The organism is Flavobacterium sp. CG_9.10 (genome assembly GCF_015752245.1).
In the GTDB taxonomy this organism is placed as follows: domain Bacteria; phylum Bacteroidota; class Bacteroidia; order Flavobacteriales; family Flavobacteriaceae; genus Flavobacterium.
The window spans coordinates 103,328-122,387 of record NZ_JADOVD010000011.1; the positions used below are offsets into that span (position 1 = coordinate 103,328).

The window sequence follows — 19,060 nt, forward strand, 5'->3', positions numbered from 1 at the left end:
GCTAATCTGTGAAATCTGTGTTTTAAATCGCTTTTAAAGCTTCTATTAATTTTTTATTTTCCAATTCAGTTCCAACGGTCAAACGCAAACAATTATCGCATAAAGGTTGTGTTGTTCTATTGCGAATTACAATTCCTTTGGCAATCAATTCGTCATATCTTTTATTGGCATTATCTACTTTAATCAAGATGAAATTAGCTTCTGTTGGATATACTTTTTCAACAAATTTCACATCAACTAATACTTTAAGTAATTCTTCTCTTTGCACAATAATAGAAGTAATTTCAGATTTAATCTTTTCTGGATCACTCAATCTTTCCAAAGCTCTTTTTTGAGTCAATTCATTCACATTATACGGTGGTTTAATTTTATTTAAAACCGAAATTACTTCAGCAGAGGCATAACAAATTCCCAATCTAATTCCTGCTAAACCATACGCTTTTGATAATGTTTGGGTAATCACCAAATTTGGATATTCATCAAGTTCATTAATCCAACTGTCCTTTTTAGAAAAGTCAATATAGGCTTCGTCAATTACAACTAAACCTTTAAAATTTTGCAAAAGATAGGCTACACTTTCATCCGAAAATGAATTTCCAGTTGGGTTGTTTGGTGAACACAAAAAGATCATTTTAGTGTTTTCATCAATGGCTTTCATTATTTTCTCAATTTGCGGTTGAAAATCTTCTGAAAGCAATACTTCTTTATTTTCAACGGCATTGATATTCGCCAAAACACCGTACATTCCGTAGGTTGGCGGTAAAGTAATTACATTATCCGTTTTTGGTTCACAAAAAGCTCTGAATAACAAATCCAATACTTCATCACTTCCATTTCCAAGCAAAATTTGATTCGTTTTAACATTTCTTTGTTTTGCTAAAACTGCTTTTACGGTCATTTGTTGTGGATCTGGATAGCGATTCACTCCATTCTCAAACGGATTTTCATTGGCATCCAAAAAAATCATGTCCGCAGTATCAAAATCCTCAAATTCATCGCGAGCAGATGAATACGGCTTCATTGTTTTTACATTCTCCCGAACTAAATTATTTATATCAAAACTATTTCCCATCTTCAATCGCTTTTAATCGTAATGTAACTGCATTTTTGTGCGCTTGTAATCCCTCGGCTTCGGCCATAATCTCAATAGCTTTTCCAATATTTTGAATTCCTTTTTCAGATATTTTTTGGAAAGTCATCGCTTTAGTGAAACTATCCAGATTTACGCCACTATAATTCTTGGCATAACCGTTAGTTGGCAACGTATGATTCGTTCCTGAAGCGTAATCTCCCGCACTTTCCGGAGTAAAATTACCAATAAAAACAGATCCTGCATTATAAATTCCATTGCTGTAAAAATCATCATATTCAGAACAAATTATAAAGTGTTCCGGTCCATATTCATTGATTAATTCTAAAGCTATTTTATCGTTTTCAACAAAAATCAATTTAGAATTGGCGATGGCTTTTTCTGCTATAGCTTTTCTAGGTAGAACCTCCATTTGATTTTGGATTTCTGTTTCTACCGCATCAATTAATTTTTTTGACGTGGAAACTAAAATAACTTGACTGTCCGTTCCGTGTTCTGCCTGTGATAATAAATCAGATGCGACAAAAGCCGGAACCGCAGTATCATCAGCAACAATCAATAGTTCCGAAGGACCCGCTGGCATATCGATTGCCACGCCAAATTGGGTTGCTAACTGTTTAGCCACCGTAACAAATTGATTTCCGGGACCAAATATTTTATACACTTTAGGAATCGTTTCCGTTCCAAAAGTCATCCCTGCAATAGCTTGAATTCCTCCTACTTTTAGAATTTTAGTTACGCCACATAAATTCGCAGCGTATAAAATCGCCGGATTTATATTTCCGTTTTTATCTGGAGGAGAACACAATACAATTTCGTTACAACCGGCTATTTCTGCCGGTACAGCGAGCATTAATACCGTAGAAAATAAAGGAGCGGTTCCTCCAGGAATATATAAACCTATTTTTTGAATCGGTCTTTTTTCTTGCCAACAATTTACTCCTTCAATCGTTTCTACTTCCACTCTTTCTGTTTTTTGAGCAGTGTGAAATTTTTTAATATTAGATTTTGCTAATTGAATAGCTTCTTTAAGTTCATTAGAAATAGATGCAACTGCAGTGTCAATTTCTGATTTGGATACTTCAATATTTGCAACGGCAACACCGTCAAAAAGCGAAGTATATTTTGCAACAGCGCTATCTCCTTTTTTCTGTACTTCCTTAAAAATTTCTTTTACTGTCGCTTCAATGTCATCTACCGTTTTTGTTGGCCTTTCTAAAATAGTGGACCAAGTTTCAGGTTTTGGATTGTATATTTTATTCATTTTAATTGTATTCAAAGATTAAATGATTCAAAAATTGAATTACTCCGCTTTTTAACTCATAATTCATAACTTATAATTTAAAATTCTTAAAGTACCATTTTTTCAATTGGGCAAACTAAAATCCCTTCGGCTCCAGCTTCTTTCAATTGATCGATAACATCCCAGAAAGTATCTTTATCGATTACAGAGTGTACGCTACTCCAACCTTCTTGTGCCAGAGGCAAAACAGTTAAACTTCTCAATACAGGAAGAATTTTTCCAACAGCATCAATTTTGTCATTGGGAACATTCATCAAGATATATTTTGATTTTCTTGCTCTCAAAACGGATTCAATTCTAAATTTTAAGGTATCGATTATTTTTTGAGACTCGGGACTTACTTTAGGAGAAACCGCTAAAACAGCTTCACTTTTGAAAATAACCTCGACCTCTTTTAAATTATTCTTAAATAAAGTACTTCCGCTAGATACAATATCAACAATAGCATCCGCTAATCCAATGTTTGGCGCTATTTCTACTGAACCTGATATCTGGTGAATATCGACTGTAACTCCTTTAGAATTAAAAAAATCAAGTACTGTTTTAGGGTAAGAAGTGGCAATACGCATCCCATTTAAATCTTGAACCGATTTGTAATCAAATGCTTTAGGTACAGCAACGGATACTTTACATTTTGAAAAACCTAATTTTTGAATTACTTCAATATTGTTTCCTTTTTCAACTAGTAGATTATCGCCTACTATAGCGATATCTACAACTCCATCAATTAGATATTGAGGAATATCTGAATTTCTTAAATATAAAACCTCCAACGGAAAATTTGATGCTTCGGCTTTTAACTGATCGATTCCATTATCGATTGAAATACCAGCATCTTTTAGAATTTGGATACTGTCTTCGTTTAAACGACCTGATTTTTGAATGGCAATTTTTAATGTACTCATTTTTTTGTTTTTTGTTTTTGTTTTGAATATTTTGATTGAGTACAAGTACAGGGCAATAAAAAACCCGTTTGATGTACTCAAACGGGTTTTAGAATATGATGATTTACACACATACCATTAACACATCGCTTGAGAGCAATAATGAAAATGATGATGATGCAATTGATTTGTAAACATTTTTTTTGTGCTGAATTTTAATTATTGTGCAAATATAAGTGATAAATCATTTACAAAGCAATTTTTATTTAAACTTTAATATACTTTATTGTTAAAGATTACTTTTCGTCGTCTTCTTTTGTTTGTTCTTTTGAAATTGAACCCTCAGGAAGAACTTTAGTATTAACGCTATCATCTCTAATTTCAGTATGACGAATTTCTCCACCCGAAGTACCAACTTGTGTAGATACTACAACAGCTATAATTGCTATGACAACTGCCACATAAGAAACAAATTTAGCTTTAGAATAATTTTTTAGGTTCATAATTAATCCAGCGAGAGAAACTGCGGCCATTAAATACAATACAAGTGCGAATTTCTCAGCTATTTCTTCATGCTCGTGAATTATTTGTTTACCAATGTTAGGCATGTCCTCTACCATTTCCTCCGCACCTTCTCCAGTTCCAATACTAAAGGCGGCAAAAATTGCCGAAACCATAAATAAAATATAAGCGGTGTTTTTTACCGAATTATTCTTTAAAATCAATCCAGCGATTAATATTACAAGTCCGAAAATACTTCCTATTATAGGAAAATGGTTAAGAACCAAATGTAAGTGAGCATCATTCATAATTATTATTTTGTTTAAGGTTTCTGTTGTAAAATTGTATTTATTTGAAAGAAAAAAATGATTAAAGTTGTGCTAGCAATAATTATCCAGCTAATGAAACGCCAATTAAAGAACCAATTCCATATGTTATTGCCGCAGCTGTTAATCCAAAAAACACTTGTCTAAATCCTGAAAACATAACGTTTTTTCCTGTTAGTAAAGTGATTGCGGCTCCTATTCCGAAAAGACCAACTACGCTGCTTCCTACACTTAATAAAATTGCGTTTTTCCCATCTAAAAACATAAAGGGATAAAGAGGAATTATGGCTCCAATAGAAAAAAGAACAAATGATGCAATGGCAGCCTCCCATGCTGAACCTCCCAATTCTACTTTATCGATCCCCAATTCTTCAATTATTATAGCATCAATCGCAGTTTCAGGATTTTCGAATGCTTTGTCCGCTAGTTTTTGCGCTTCAATTATATTCATTCCTTTGGCTTGGTACAGCAAAACCAATTCTTTTTTCTCTTCTTCGGGTGAAGCTTCCAGTTCTTCTGTTTCTAAATCAATTTGGCGTTGATTTAATTCTCTTGAACTTTGTACCGAAAGCCATTCGCCTAAAGCCATAGAAATTGCTCCAGCCAAAAGTCCTGCAATTCCAGTTAACAATATCGTATTATTAGAAACTGCGGCTCCAGCAACTCCCATTACCAAACTCATATTAGAAACCAAACCATCATTAGAACCCAAAACTGCTGCACGCAATGCATTTCCTCCCACGGATTTATGTCGGCTTTCGAATTTTGATAAAAAACCACCTGAGACATTGAGTGCTGCATTATTATTGACAGCTTCGATAATTTTTAGATGATTGTGTTCAAAACCTGTTGGCTTTTCTCCACTTTCAATTTTATTTTTGATTGCATTTACTGCAAATTGTTTTTCTATGCTTGAAAGACTACTAATGATGGAATTATATCCAAATAATTTCCCCAACTTCAGTTGCAATTTTGCTCTTGATGAAGGCAAAGGCATATGATAATTGGAATCATATGTTAATACTTTATTCAGCATATGTTGTGCGTGGCCCTTTTCAATATCGGATAAACTTTTTAATACTCTTGTCAGATTATCGTCAGATTGAATGGCAGCAATACTATCATATAAAAATGCCGTATCTACTTCTGTCTGTAATTGACCTTTTAGTTTATTTAAATCCATGATTATTTTTTAATTGCATTAAATAAAAATATTTTTTTGGAGCGTTATCAATAGAATAAATCAATTTTAACCGTAATTGTTTGACCGTTTTTTGTGTGAAATCTCTTGAATATTCTTATAAAAATACAAAAATATATTTTTTTAAACTAATATGATTTTATCAAAAACTGACTAATTGATTATTGTGAATTATATTAGTTAACACTTAATTTTACTTGTGTACCAATTCTTTCTTGGCTTGATATTTCAATAGATATATTTAAAATATCACAAATCCTTTTTGCGATTGACAGACCTAAACCTGTTCCTTTAATTTCTGGAATATTGGTCGAATTTGTTGTTCTAAAAAAGGAATGAAATACCTTGCCAATCTCATTTTCTGAAATTCCAATACCGGTATCGGAAATTTCAAAAAAAGTTTTTGAATCTAGATTTTTGAATGAAATAGTTATCGAACTATTATCATTGGAATATTTTAAAGCATTTGAAATCAAATTATTTAAAACAATAGAAAGTAAATATAAATCAGATTCTACATAATAATCATCTTCTAAATCTTTTATAATATTTATATTTTTATTCTTTATTTTTAGAGCAAAACGATTTAATATCTCGTTTACAATCTGGTTAAGATTGATCTTTTCAATTTTTACTGCTAATTTTTGATTTTCAAATCGGGCCAAAAGCAATAATTGATCTACTAGATTATTTATTCGATCCACCTCATAGATACAAAAAGTAATTTTCTGCTGATATTCATCTGTACTTCTAGGTTTTCTAATCAACACTTCTAATGTTCCTTTAATTACTGCTAGGGGTGTTCTTAGTTCATGAGATGCATCTGATGTAAATTGTTTTTCTCTTTCAATCGTGTTTTCAATTCGATCTAACAAACTGTTAATCGTTACAGACAAAGTATAAAGTTCATCCTTGTTATTTGGAAGAATGATACGAGATTTCAAATTCTCTCTTGTAATTGCTTCCGCAGTATTTATTATTGCATTTATTGGTTTTATACTTCGGCCTGCAATTAAACGAGCAACAAAAAACAAAAGCATTAATACTATCGGAAATGAGATTAAAAGTATAGTTCTTAGATTATCCAAAACTGATGTAGCTTCTTCTAAAGAAACTGCAACCAATAAGTAACCGCCTATTTTAGTTTTATTGTACAAAGGAAATTGAATTTGGCGAATCAATTGTCCTGACAATTTAATATCCGTGATCTTGCTTTTAAGTAATTTTCTGGAAAAATATAAATTGGCGCTTTTTAAATTTTCTGATTTTTCAATGATTTGACCATTACTATTCGTTATTTCTAGAAATACTGGATCAACAGAAACCTCATTATGTTCCCTTTCCTCCCATTCATTTTTGTCAATTAATCGAACATTATTATTTACAATTTCAATCTTTTTACTGTACTCATTAATTTCATAATTGATATGTTCATTTACTTTTTCATAAACGGTAAACGAAATCAATAAATAGATTGAAATAAAGACTATAAATATTAACATTGCTGTTGATATTATATAATAAAAAGCAATCCTGTTTTTTAAAGATAATTTTAGCATCTTAATTAATATCATTAGCTATATAGCCTACTCCACGAACTGTTTTTATGTAGTCTTCTTCTATTTTTAAATTTAATTTTTTGCGTATAGCATTCATAAAAACATCGATTACTCCTGTATCATAATCATAATGAATATCCCAAGCATCTTCAATAATTTGGGTTCGAGTACAAACTTTCCCTCTATTTTTCACCAAATAGCACAATAATTCATATTCCCGGTGAGTCAAGGGCACTTCGTTGCCATTCGCCAAAACACGATGTTGAGAAACATTAATTTCAATCGTACCAAGCTTTAGGATTTCTTGTTCTTTTTGATTTCTAAAATGAATTTTAATTCGCTCCGTTAATTCGTCAAAACTAAACGGTTTTTTTATATAGTCATTGGCACCGGCTTTCAGCCCTTCTATCGTTTCCTGAATCGTATCTTTTGCCGTCAGAAAAATAATTGGTGTACTGTTATCTTTCAGTCGAACTGCTTTGCAAAGTTCTAATCCGGTCATCTTTGGAAGCATCCAATCCAATAATATCAAATCAAATTTTTCCTTTTGAATCAATTCAAATCCTTGCAAACCATCTGTTGCGCAAGTAATTTTATAACCCTCCTCTTCCAATCCCTGTTTTAGGAATTGTACGATACCTTCCTCATCTTCTACAATTAATATATGCATGATTTATTGCATCACAAATTTAAAACCTAAAGATAAAATAGTAGCATTCAAGCCATCACTTCTTACATAATGATTGTATCTGAAATCAATATTTTTTAATCCAAATTTCCATATTTTAGAACCGGTCAATATATCTAAATAGCTTACGCCAACACCATATTGATTGGCATTGAATGCAGACAAATCATAATCAGAAGTGTAATATTTCTCCGTAGAAATATGCTTTTCAAAAGGCGCAAAATAATCAGAGGCAGTCTGTATATAGTATCTATACATTGGGTAAGCTGTCAATTTTTGACTAATTTTTATTGGTACTTCAATCGAGGCGGTGTGCGCGCGAATCCCCCAATTATCCTCATAATAGCGATAATAGGTTTTGGCAACGATATATTCATTTATGTAGAAATTTACTCTGGCACCTATTGGAATTTTAAAATGCGTAGTTGGTAAACGCTCAATATCATCCGCAAGTCTATAAACCCCTTTGTTTTCTGCAGTTTCATAGACAGGAATATATTGCGCTTGTCCTATGTAATAATTTGATTTATCTGCAAAATAAATTCTTTGGTAAGGAGTGCCTAACAAACCTTCTTGCTTAAGAACATCCATAAATACTGACATTTGGATTCTTTTCGAAAGAATTTGCGAGAAGGATAACGAAGCAGAATAGGAATTTCTGTTTTTTGCATTATAAATTGTAAAAGCCGAAGGTAAATACCCATTAGATGGATTTCCATTTTGATCTAAAACAGTTACACCTGAAAAATACCCTTGATTCTGGAAATTACTGCCATATTTTGAATATTCATGCAATTCTGTTGGATAAATTGGTCTCCACTGATCTAAATAAGCTTTGACCTTGACACCAATTTCAGTATTTTTTTCATTTAATAATTTGTTCAATCCACCGCCGATACCAACCGAAGTATAATCATATTCATTTGAAAATGAAACATCAGCAGTCCAAATCGTATTTCTGTTATCTGAACTATGGCTATAATTTGTAACTATTGAAGCTAATTCATCATTTCCTGAAGCGCCAGATGAAGCTTGCCATGGAGTTCCATAAGGTCCAGATGCTGCCGTTGCTTTATTGTTCCATTGTTTATCATCTCCACCGCCACCTGATGCTCCGCTAGCATTAAACGGATTGATATTACTTGATGATGCAGAAGTGTAGGCGGAAATCCCAACATCAAAAGTCAAAACATCATCTTCGTTTAAGGGCACAGCTACAACTATATTCGAAGCAATATCAGTTAGTTTTTCAGAACCTAAACCACCACCTACGGCAGAATGTACACCATCTTGTTTATAATAACTGAATAAAAAATCAACTTCCGTATTTTCTAAGACTCTTTTCTTAAAAGTTGTTGTAGTATCTTGTGTTTGAGCATTGGCTACAACATTTATTAATAAAACAATCGTATATAGTACTTTTTTCATGTCCTTCATTAATTACAACCACATCCACCACCAGTTTTTCCTCCATTTGCTCCAGCGGCAGCCTCACGATAAACTTGAAATGTTGTTTCATATCGTTCTGCCGTTTTTGCACTTAATTTCATGTCTGGATCATTGATAAATTGTTTATCATATTCTTTTACCGCTACACAAGATTGCATCACAACAATTAGAATTACAAAAAGCACTATTTTATTCATCTTTGTATTTTTTTAAATCTATATTCTTTGAGGCAAATATTTTTCCGTTTTCGTCAACATAAATACATCCAATTCCTGGCAATTGATTCACTAAATCTAAGCCAACATCAACTCCCATTACAAAAATACCCGTTGCCAAGGCATCAGCAAATTCCGTGGTCTTTGCAAAAACCGAAACACTTATAACACCCGAAGCAGGATAGCCGGTTCTCGTGTCTATAATATGCGAATATCTTTTTCCATTGAAAGTTACATATTTTTCATAACTCCCCGAGGTTTCTACAGCACTATCTACCAAAGGAAATGTAGCAAATATCTTGTTCTTATTCAATGGATTTTTAATACCCACTTTCCATTTTTCACCATTAGTCTGTTTTCCCCAAGTGTTAATGTCTCCAGATATGTTTACAATTCCGGCTACAACACCTTTGGAAGTGAGTAAAGCTTTAATTTTATCTGCTATAAATCCTTGCCCAATTCCTCCCAAACCTAATTTCATTCCTTCGTTTTTCAGAAAAATGGTGCTGTTCTTTTTGTCTATAATTATATTTTTGTATCCAACTTTCGAAACAGAATTCTTAATTGCTTCTTGAGTTGGCATTTGAGTCATACTTCCGTCAAATTTCCAAATTTTGTCCATAGAAGCGTAGCTGATATCAAAAGCACCGGATGTTAATTCGGATATTCTTATCGAACGTTCTACTAAATCCAAAACCTCCTGAGGAACTTCAACAGGCTTTATTCCAGCATATTTATTTACCTGTGAAATGGGAGTCGTAGGAATCCAATCGGATATTAGATTTTCAATACGAGATACTTCAGCGACGGACATATCAATATATAAATCGGCTTCAGGAATATCTTTAGCAACCACAGTCATCTCAAAAGGACTTCCTAACATCGATAAAGTTCTTTTTTGGGTTACCTGAGCTGAAGCTAATGCAACTGTAAAAAAGAAAGGGATGAAAATAAATAATCTCATTGATTTCATTTTACAAATGATTGAAGCAAGCCAATATATTCCTTTGAAGACACGTTTTTATAACCCAATTTTCCAAGTACTTTCCCGTTTTTATCGAGAAGTAAAACTAATGGAAACATACCATCTTTATTATATTTTTCAGCAAGGCTTTGGTTTTGTTTTTTTATTTCCACAGCCAGTTGATTTTGTTTTTTCTTCGGAAAATCAGCGCGCTCTAAAATCAAATTGTTTTTTGCATACTCAATAAACTCTCCAGATTTCCATATATCTCGTTCTAATTTAATACAAGGTCCGCACCAATCAGAACCTGAAAAAACGAGTAAAATATTCTTATTCTCATTTGTAGCTTCTTTTTTTGAAACGTCAAAATTGGTTTTCCAGTCTTGTGAATAACCCAGTGCTACTGTAAAAAGTAACATCAATAACATTGTCTTTTTCATGTTTACTAATCGTTTGTTGATTATGAATATACTCTAAGAGTATTTCCCGTTAAAGAAGTGTTGTATTGTTTTAAATTAGTGCTTGCTGGGCCTTGCGTAACGACACCAGTGCTACTAAATTTTGCGTTATGATTTGGACAAACAAAATTATTATTTGAAACATTATAATTTACGTTAGTCCCTTCATGTGTGCAAGAAGCGGATACAGCTATAAAAGTTCCCAAATTTGTTCTGGCAACGACGATGCCATTTGTAACTAGAAAACCCCCATTTGCATTTAAGGAACCTGTACTCACATCAAGTATAAAATCTACGCTAGCTGGAGCAGGAACTGGTGTGGAAGTAGAAGAACTATCACTCGAACAACTTGAGGCAATACCAGCTATACAAGCAGGCAACAATGCGGCTGCAGCTCCAAAACCTACTTTTGCAAAAAAATCTTTCCTATTCATATTTATTTTTTTTGAATATTTCGTTAAAAGTATTGCACTTGTACAAATTAACTCTAAATATAACCTAATATTGTTAAAATTTAATCTTCTTAAGCCAAAATTAAGATTGCAATACCGTTTAAAGTTCCTGTTTTTATTGTTACAATTTACTTATTTTTGCAAAAAAATAATAGACAATGACGCTTTCGAAAAAATTTTCTCCTTTTTACAACCTTTTAATTTTTTACATTATTGTCAGTATAGTTTTAAGGATTTTTTTAGTATTTCATCCCATCACTCAAAGTTCATTTGTTTTTATTGATATCGTAAAAATATTCACGTTAGGATTACTTTCGGATTTTTTTGTTTTCGTTCTTGTCAGTGGTTTTCTTTGGCTGTATCTTATTTTTATTTCCAATTCCAAATATCTAAATCCAACCGGATATATTATTTTCGGATTGTTAGTGGCTTTGTTATTGTACGTTTCTCTCGGAAACACCATTCTTAATGAATACGGCGGTGCTTTACCTGCCATAGGAATAACTTTTATCGCTATTAAAACTATTTTATTTGGTTTATTGCTTTTTCTACCAAAATATAGAAATAAAATCCGTTTCTGGTTGTTCACTTTTGTTATCTTCCTTTATGTAATTCTCATTTTGCAAAATAGTATCAGCGAATACTTTTTTTGGAACGAATTTGGCGTAAAATATAATTTCATAGCGGTCAATTATTTGGTTTACACCAATGAAGTAATCGGGAATATTATGCAATCTTATCCAGTTATTCCATTGTTTTCAGGATTGTTTATTATTGCGGCTTTGGTAACATATCTTATCGTAAAAAGATCAAAAAATTATATTGAAAGTATTCCGGCATTTGTTGATAAAATTAAAATCTCCGGAATTTACCTTACGCTTTTTGGTCTTTCTTTCTTGGCAATTCCTTTTTTAGCTACCAGAGAAAACTCTCAAAATATTTTTGCAAATGAATTAGAAGCAAATGGTATTTATAGGTTTTACTTGGCTTTTGTAAACAGTGAATTGGACTATTTTAAATTTTACAAAACAATGCCAAATAATGAGGTGTACGCCCAATTACATAGGCAAATACCTGCTACTTCAGGCGAGAATATTTTGAGACAAATAAAAAGTGAAGCTGCTGAAAATCATAAGAACGTGGTATTAATTACAATAGAAAGTTATAGTGCCGAATTTATGAAAGTGTATGGAAATGAGCAAAACCTTACCCCTTTTCTTGATAGTCTTGCGACAAAAAGTTTGCTCTTTACCAATTTTTATGCCGTTGGAAATAGGACGGTGCGAGGTCTTGAAGCTGTAACTTTGTGTTTCCCTCCTACCGCCGGGGAAAGTGTGGTTAAAAGAAAAGACAATAAAAACAAATTTTCGACTGGAAATATATTTAAACAAAAAGGATATAATGTGAAATTCATGTATGGTGGAGATGCCTTTTTTGATAACATGGAAGATTTCTTTGCTGGAAATGGCTACGGAATTGTTGACAAAAAAGCATTCACGCCAGAAGAAATTACTTTTGCTAACATTTGGGGCGTATGTGATGAAGATATGTACAACAAAGCCATAAAAGTTATGAATAATGAAGCAAAGGAAAACAAACCGTTTTTTAATCATATCATGACGGTGAGTAATCACAGGCCATTTACCTATCCTAATAATAAAATAGATATTCCCGGCGATGCAAAATCTCGAGATGGCGGAGTAAAATACACGGATTTTGCGATGAAGAAATTCTTTGCCATGGCAAGCAAACAACCTTGGTTTGCCAATACCGTTTTTGTTATTTTAGCCGATCATTGTGCTTCAAGTGCAGGAAAGACAGAACTACCAGTTGATAAATATAGAATTCCCGCAATGATTTATAGTCCAGGTTACATTCAACCTCAAAAATATACCAACTTAATGTCGCAAATAGATATAATGCCAACCTTATTTGGGTTGTTGAATTTTAATTACCAAAGTAAATTCTATGGTCAGGATGTTTTAAAATCCGATTATAAACCCAGAGCATTTATAGCGACTTATCAGGATTTAGGATTAATAAAAGATAATGTATTGACTATTATTTCACCTAAACAAAAAGTCAACCAATTTCAACTGACTTTGAAAAAAGATCAAAAAACAGCTCCTGATTTTCAAATCTATTACGACCAAAATCCTGTCATTAAAGAAAGAACCGATTTAGTAAAGGAAACGATTTCTTACTATCAAACGGCTTCGGATATATTGAAGAAAAAAAAATATCAGAAAGTGAATTAAAATAAATAAACGGGTGAGACTACTATCTCACCCGTTTTTTTTAGATTAATTTCTTAAAAAAATTATTCTTTTTCATTCACTAAACCAAAAAGATCTCCTTTATAAAATGATTTTAAATCCTTCTTTAATCCTTTTTTATTTCGTTTTGTAAGTGCTGCAGTATCTAGATTACTTAAATCCGGTTTACCTGCATTTACCCATGCCGTGTACCAAAAACTAGCTGTTGCAGTAATCGCTTTTTTCATTTGTTTTTCGACCATTCCGTTTAACTCAGTGTGCAATTTACCTGCATATTCATCAGAATAAAGTACTCCGCCATATTTGTTCTTTACAATCTTTCCAGCTTCATCCACCACGTACATTTTATTTTCAGGAGTTGCTGTTCTTAATTTTTTGTCAATGACCAATAAAGGTTCCACTAAACTATGCGTGTCAAGAATTATATCCCATGTTGCTTTATCTACATTTTCAATATATTTACCTTGTTCTACATTAAATTTATAATCTTTAACAAATAATTCCGGTAAACGACTTTCCCATAAAGAATGAATCCCTTTTTGATTGGTATTTTGACCATCATGATTAGCAGACGTGTGCAACGGCATGTGTGCATCCCCGATATAATGCCCAAGGTCAGCGGCAATAAATAAAATTTCTGTTTTTCTTTTTTCTTTGAAGGCCTTAGTCAATTTAACCATCATATCTTGAATGTACCATGGTAATGTTCCATTATTAGATAAAAATTTCTCATCATACTTTACTTTGGCTTCCTCCATAGATCTAGGAAAAGTTTCTACAGAACCAAAATTCTCCATATCAAAATAATGACGGGGATTTTCAGCTTTATCACTCAAAACAGATTTTCTTAGATCAGGAACTGTTGATTCTTGCGTTATAAAATCGATGTGATTATAAAAAAAAGTCTGTAATGGTTTTGGGAGTGCCATTACCGCTGCATTATTGATTCGTTCATGTCCGACAATTCCCCATGATAAAAGAAAAAAAGTAATACTTATTGCAGATAAGACAATAAGTGTAGGTCTAATTTTAAAATTTTTCATTAAATTTATTTTTTTTTGAAAGACAAATATATTTCTTTAAATCGTTATTTTAAAAAAATCAGTTTAAGATTCTGTTAATTTAAAAAAATATATCGAAATGTTTCGTCATCAAGGAAAAAACAGAACTTTTATTCACAATCTTCGTTTGGCCACTTTATTGTCGTTTGTAGCTGGAATTGTTAATGTTACGGGTGTTTTGTCCATAAAAACATTAACCACAAATGTTACGGGTCATTTCGCCTATTTTGCGGAAGAGGTTATGAAACATAATTACTCCGCCGCCATTACATTTTTTGTTTTTACCATTTTCTTTTTGATAGGTTCTTTTACTTCGAATTTTTTGGCAGAATTAATTTCGAAAAAGCACCCTGATTTATCTCATGTCATTCCCATATCATTAGAAATAATTGTATTGATTGCTGTTGGCGTTTTCGGAGGAGAATCGCAATTATCTTCATTGGCGGGAAAATGGATTGCTTTTTCTATGCTTTTCGCCATGGGTATCCAAAATTCTTTGGTAACAAAAATTTCCCAATCTACAGTCAGAACAACGCATTTGACTGGACTTTTTACGGATCTTGGAATAGAATTATCACAACTTTTTTTTTACAAAAAGCCGGAAGAAACTAAAAAATTAAAAACTAGTATTTACTTACGATTATCGATTATAATTTTCTTCTTTCTAGGATGTTTTTCCGGAGGCTTTATGTATCTTTTTTTGGAAATGAAAACACTTTTTTTAGCAGCATTTTTTCTTTTGGTGGCACTTTTATATGATTATATCCGACTTCAATTTCATGTGATCAAAAGAAAAACCTTCCATCATAAAATGAATTAGTAAAATAAATTACAAATTTAGATTATAATAACTCGTAATATTTTTAATAAATAAATCCGAAAGAGAGCTTGTTTTTCCTTGTAACGTAATAATATAAAAAAAACCGTTCAATCATTAAATCTTTAACATTAAGAATAGTAAGTTCATTGTTTTTTAATTCTTTGTTAATGGCGTGGATAGAAATAAAGGCAACGCAATTAGAATTCATAAGATATGATTTTATACTTTCGGTGCTTCCTAATTGCATTTCAACAGTCAATTGAGAAAGTTTCATTTCAAAAGGTTTCAAAGCGTATTCAATAACTTCCAGTGTGCCTGATCCTTGCTCGCGCATTAGAAAACGCATAGTTTTAAAATCTTCTTTTGTGACATGCTTTTTATTTACTAATGGATTTTTATTATTGCAAACCAACACTAATTCATCTTTTAAAAAGTGGGTGTATTTAATCGACTGATTTTTAGATTGCCCTTCTACAATTCCTATTTCAATTTCTTTGTTCAATAAAGCATTTTCAATTTGCTCCGTATTCCCATTGCGTAAATTGATTTTAATATCCTGTGATTTTTGATGGAAACGTGCCAAAAGTGGCGGAATAACATATTGAGAAATCGTCGTACTGGCTCCCAATCGTAACGTTCCTTGTTGTTGATTAATCAGCGCACTCAAATCGAAATCTATTTCACGATATATTTCAAATATATTTTTTGTGTGTTTCAATAATAATTCGCCCGCTTTTGTAATTGAAATTTTGGAACCATTCCTATCAAAAAGCTTAATTTTATATTCTTCTTCCAGTTCGTGAATGTGTTTGGAAATGGCAGGCTGGGTTATAAATAATTCACTTGCCGCTTTTGTAAAACTCAATCTATTGGCAACAGTGAAGAATACTTTTAGTCTAAAATCCATACTTCTGATTTTTATTTGGATTAACTACAGCAATCCATTGTATTTCCTAACAAACCATTCTGTTGCAAGAAGAATCGAAATCAAAACCAATAACCAAACCCAATCAATTAAAGGCGTTTTGGTTACATTATTTTTTTGAATGGATTTGTATTCTTCATTTTCTAAAAGCGATTTTATTAGAGCATCTGTTTGGTCTGGAAAATAGGCTTTCCCTTGTGTCTGCAGAGCTAATTGAGATAATTTTTCTACATCCGGATTTACAAACTGTTTTTCAATATCAAAATCCAGAATTTCAAAATGACTGCTATAGGTAGTTTTTGAATTTAATTCCTTTACCGAAAAATTATAACTCCCTGCAGTAAGCCCGTCAAGATTTACTTTATAAGAATTATTTGCTTTTAATAAATCGTAGTTTTTCGTTTGCTTGGTTTTAATATTGGAAACAGCGATGGTCAATCGTGCTTTTTCGTCAAATTCATAATTTTTATTAAAATACTGAGCGGTAATTTCGATTGCTTCTCCTGAATTGTAAAAACTTTCATGCTCCACAACCAATGGTTTTTTTGCGTTATTGGAAGCCAAAAATTGAATAATCTTATCTATAAAAATATCGAATTTTTCAAATGACTGATTATCGATATGACTTTTCAAACGCCATTTCCAACTATTTTCACCTAAAAGAAAAGCAGAGCGCTTTCCTTGATTCTCCGTAAAAACTAATAAAGGGGAATTCGTTTCTATATTTCTAATTTTAGACGAAAGCAAAACCGAAACATTTCCAGTGACAGTCACGTTTCCAAAAGGATTTTGCAACGGAGGGAAATTTTCAAATCCAATGTTATCAATCGCAAACAAATTAAATTGCGAATTAAATCCAGCTAGATAATCTTCTTTTTGACCACTCAACCTGAATGATAAACTATTTTGTTGTTCATTCAAAAAATTGAAATCAGTGTTGTTTCCGGTAATGATAAAAGTATTAACTCCCGCTAGTTTAGCACCCTCAAAAGCAGATTTAAATTCACCAGTTGGTTGGTATAAAATTAAAACAGTATAATCCTGTAACGATTTGATTTCATTTGGCTTAACGATAGTTACTTTACGTTGTGCATTAGTTTCTATGGCGTGTTTTAAAGCAGCAATATCTGGATGATTTATGGCCGAAATAATTGCCACATTTGTTTTCTGATCGATAACTTCTACCGCAAAATTCTTATTATTATTGAAGGTATTTTTTTCTTTTTCTTTCGATGATATACTAGCTTTAAAAACTTGTGAACCTACTTTGTTGGCTGGCAAAAGTAAATTAATGGTCGCTGTTTTTTTCGATGGAGAAAATGAAATACTTTGCTTACTCAATACCGAATTTCCTTGAGAAATACTAAAATCGGCAGAGACACTTTTGGTTCCTGAATACTGTAAAAAAACTTCTACCGGGAATTTATTCTTGTAAAAAGCATATTTATTTACGTTCAGTTGATTGATTTTTAAGTCAAATAATTTTGTTGTATCGCCTACTATTATAGGGAATACTTTATTCGAAGCATCAAAACTGTACACATAATCATTTCCCGAAGTTTGATTTCCATCAGTGATAATTACCGTTGGAAAAATAACATTTCTATTGATACTTTTTAGGTTTTTGGCAATTGCTTCAAGATTGGTCTGTGTTCCTTTGAAATTAAATGTCGAAGACGGTTCAAACTCCCTGTCAAATTGATACGTTTGCAAATCAAATTTATCTTGAATAGCAGTATTTGAGGTGATCTTTTTATACATTTCTAATGCTTTTTCATTAGCATTTAAAAAAGTAATAGAATTGGAATTATCCACAACAACAGCCAAAGGTGTTTTTACAATTTCTAATGTATTTTTTGTAATAATTGGATTTATAAGCAATAACAAAATCGAAAAAATAGAAGCAAAACGCAAAAAAGCCAAAAACAAACTGACTTTAGATTTGTTTTTGGCTTTGTATAAATAGTGATAAAATGACAAACCACCTGCTACGACTAATGAAAGTATAATCAATAAAATAGTAGTTGTTGTCATATACCCGAATTAAAAGATTGAATAATTTAAGAATTTAAAACAAATATTCAATAAATAATCTTTAAATCTTTAAATTTTTGAATCATTAACTTATGCTAAGTAAGCATTCCTCCACAAACGTTCATAACTTGACCTGTTACATACGCACTCATATCCGAAGCAAAGAAAAGACAAGCGTTAGCAACATCTTCAGTTGTACCTCCACGTTTCAATGGAATTCCGTCTCTCCATCCTTGTACCACATCATCACTTAATTTAGCGGTCATTTCTGTTTCAATAAATCCTGGTGCAATCGCGTTGCAACGAATATTACGAGAACCTAATTCTAATGCAACTGATTTTGTAAATCCAATAACACCTGCTTTCGATGCCGCATAATTGGTCTGCCCCGCATTACCCTTCACTCCTACTACAGAACTCATATTAATAATAGATCCTGAACGTTGTTTCAAGAAAGTTCTTTGAATGGCCTTAGTCATATTAAAAACTGATTTCAAATTGACATCAATTACTTGATCAAAATCGGCTTCAGACATACGCATCAGTAAATTATCTTTGGTAATCCCAGCGTTATTAATTAAAACATCAACAGTTCCGAATTCGGCAATTACTGCGTCAACCATAGTTTGCGCTTCGTTAAAATCAGCAGCGTTAGATTGATATCCTTTAGCTTTAATTCCAAGAGCGTTCAATTCATTTTCCAGAGCTAAAGCTGATTCAACAGATGAACTGTACGTAAAAGCAACATTTGCACCATTTTTCGCAAAAACCTCTGCAATTCCTTTACCAATTCCTCGACTTGCGCCAGTAATTATAACAACTTTTCCTTCTAGTAATTTCATGTTTTAAAATTA

General features: G+C 32.2%; 17 protein-coding genes and 1 pseudogene. 2 read left to right on the forward strand and 16 right to left on the reverse strand.

From position 1 onward, the window contains the following. Nucleotides 1–22: 22 nt before the first annotated feature. From hisC to IWX84_RS11090, 12 genes are all read right to left on the reverse strand, one after another. Nucleotides 23–1,072 (reverse strand): histidinol-phosphate transaminase, encoded by a 1,050-nt coding sequence (gene hisC, locus IWX84_RS11035; protein ID WP_196850809.1) that lies wholly within the window; start codon nucleotides 1,070–1,072, stop codon nucleotides 23–25. Beyond that, nucleotides 1,062–2,354, reverse strand: coding sequence for a histidinol dehydrogenase (gene hisD, locus IWX84_RS11040; RefSeq protein WP_196850810.1), 1,293 nt, complete (start codon nucleotides 2,352–2,354; stop codon nucleotides 1,062–1,064). Before hisD ends, hisC begins: the two co-directional genes overlap by 11 nt. 86 nt (nucleotides 2,355–2,440) lie before the next feature. Further along, a complete protein-coding gene (gene hisG, locus IWX84_RS11045) occupies nucleotides 2,441–3,298 on the reverse strand; it encodes an ATP phosphoribosyltransferase (RefSeq protein ID WP_196850811.1) in 858 nt (285 codons plus the stop codon). A gap of 275 nt (nucleotides 3,299–3,573) precedes the next feature. Then, the gene (locus IWX84_RS11050; protein WP_196850812.1) at nucleotides 3,574–4,086 is read right to left on the reverse strand and encodes a hypothetical protein; all 513 of its coding nucleotides are present in this window, start codon (nucleotides 4,084–4,086) and stop codon (nucleotides 3,574–3,576) included. A gap of 82 nt (nucleotides 4,087–4,168) precedes the next feature. Next, nucleotides 4,169–5,287 carry a VIT1/CCC1 transporter family protein gene (locus IWX84_RS11055; RefSeq protein WP_196850813.1) on the reverse strand — a complete coding sequence of 373 codons (1,119 nt, stop codon included), beginning with the start codon at nucleotides 5,285–5,287 and terminating at the stop codon, nucleotides 4,169–4,171. A gap of 194 nt (nucleotides 5,288–5,481) precedes the next feature. Beyond that, on the reverse strand, nucleotides 5,482–6,807 hold the full coding sequence (locus tag IWX84_RS11060) for a sensor histidine kinase (protein WP_231385470.1): 1,326 nt from the start codon (nucleotides 6,805–6,807) through the stop codon (nucleotides 5,482–5,484). Nucleotides 6,808–6,865: 58 nt separating this feature from the next. After that, nucleotides 6,866–7,534, reverse strand: coding sequence for a response regulator transcription factor (locus tag IWX84_RS11065; protein ID WP_196850815.1), 669 nt, complete (start codon nucleotides 7,532–7,534; stop codon nucleotides 6,866–6,868). Nucleotides 7,535–7,537: 3 nt separating this feature from the next. After that, complete coding sequence (locus IWX84_RS11070; protein ID WP_196850816.1) at nucleotides 7,538–8,980, reverse strand: DUF3570 domain-containing protein; 1,443 nt, start codon at nucleotides 8,978–8,980, stop codon at nucleotides 7,538–7,540. An 8-nt stretch (nucleotides 8,981–8,988) separates the two neighbouring features. After that, nucleotides 8,989–9,198, reverse strand: a complete 210-nt coding sequence (locus tag IWX84_RS11075) for a DUF4266 domain-containing protein (protein ID WP_196850817.1) — start codon at nucleotides 9,196–9,198, stop codon at nucleotides 8,989–8,991. Further along, nucleotides 9,191–10,180: an FAD:protein FMN transferase gene (locus IWX84_RS11080; RefSeq protein WP_231385471.1), complete on the reverse strand. Its 990-nt coding sequence runs from the start codon at nucleotides 10,178–10,180 to the stop codon at nucleotides 9,191–9,193. Before IWX84_RS11080 ends, IWX84_RS11075 begins: the two co-directional genes overlap by 8 nt. Nucleotides 10,181–10,185: 5 nt before the next feature. After that, nucleotides 10,186–10,620 (reverse strand): thioredoxin family protein, encoded by a 435-nt coding sequence (locus IWX84_RS11085; protein WP_196850819.1) that lies wholly within the window; start codon nucleotides 10,618–10,620, stop codon nucleotides 10,186–10,188. A gap of 20 nt (nucleotides 10,621–10,640) precedes the next feature. Further along, nucleotides 10,641–11,072: a ubiquinol-cytochrome c reductase iron-sulfur subunit gene (locus tag IWX84_RS11090; protein ID WP_196850820.1), complete on the reverse strand. Its 432-nt coding sequence runs from the start codon at nucleotides 11,070–11,072 to the stop codon at nucleotides 10,641–10,643. A gap of 176 nt (nucleotides 11,073–11,248) precedes the next feature. On the opposite strand from IWX84_RS11090, the gene IWX84_RS11095 reads away from it, so the two are divergent. Then, nucleotides 11,249–13,348 carry an LTA synthase family protein gene (locus IWX84_RS11095; protein WP_196850821.1) on the forward strand — a complete coding sequence of 700 codons (2,100 nt, stop codon included), beginning with the start codon at nucleotides 11,249–11,251 and terminating at the stop codon, nucleotides 13,346–13,348. Between the two features lie 62 nt (nucleotides 13,349–13,410). On the opposite strand, the gene IWX84_RS11100 is transcribed toward IWX84_RS11095, so the two are convergent. Next, nucleotides 13,411–14,409, reverse strand: coding sequence for a zinc dependent phospholipase C family protein (locus IWX84_RS11100; RefSeq protein WP_196850822.1), 999 nt, complete (start codon nucleotides 14,407–14,409; stop codon nucleotides 13,411–13,413). Between the two features lie 97 nt (nucleotides 14,410–14,506). On the opposite strand from IWX84_RS11100, the gene IWX84_RS11105 reads away from it, so the two are divergent. Beyond that, on the forward strand, nucleotides 14,507–15,247 hold the full coding sequence (locus tag IWX84_RS11105) for a YoaK family protein (protein WP_196850823.1): 741 nt from the start codon (nucleotides 14,507–14,509) through the stop codon (nucleotides 15,245–15,247). 9 nt (nucleotides 15,248–15,256) lie between these two features. Here the strand turns inward: IWX84_RS11105 and IWX84_RS11110 are convergent. From IWX84_RS11110 to fabG, 3 genes and pseudogenes are all read right to left on the reverse strand, one after another. Then, nucleotides 15,257–16,154, reverse strand: a pseudogene (locus IWX84_RS11110) (LysR family transcriptional regulator). 24 nt (nucleotides 16,155–16,178) lie between these two features. Next, nucleotides 16,179–18,206, reverse strand: coding sequence for a hypothetical protein (locus tag IWX84_RS11115; RefSeq protein WP_196850824.1), 2,028 nt, complete (start codon nucleotides 18,204–18,206; stop codon nucleotides 16,179–16,181). A 95-nt stretch (nucleotides 18,207–18,301) separates the two neighbouring features. Then, nucleotides 18,302–19,048, reverse strand: coding sequence for a 3-oxoacyl-[acyl-carrier-protein] reductase (gene fabG / locus IWX84_RS11120; protein WP_196850825.1), 747 nt, complete (start codon nucleotides 19,046–19,048; stop codon nucleotides 18,302–18,304). Nucleotides 19,049–19,060: the final 12 nt, after the last annotated feature.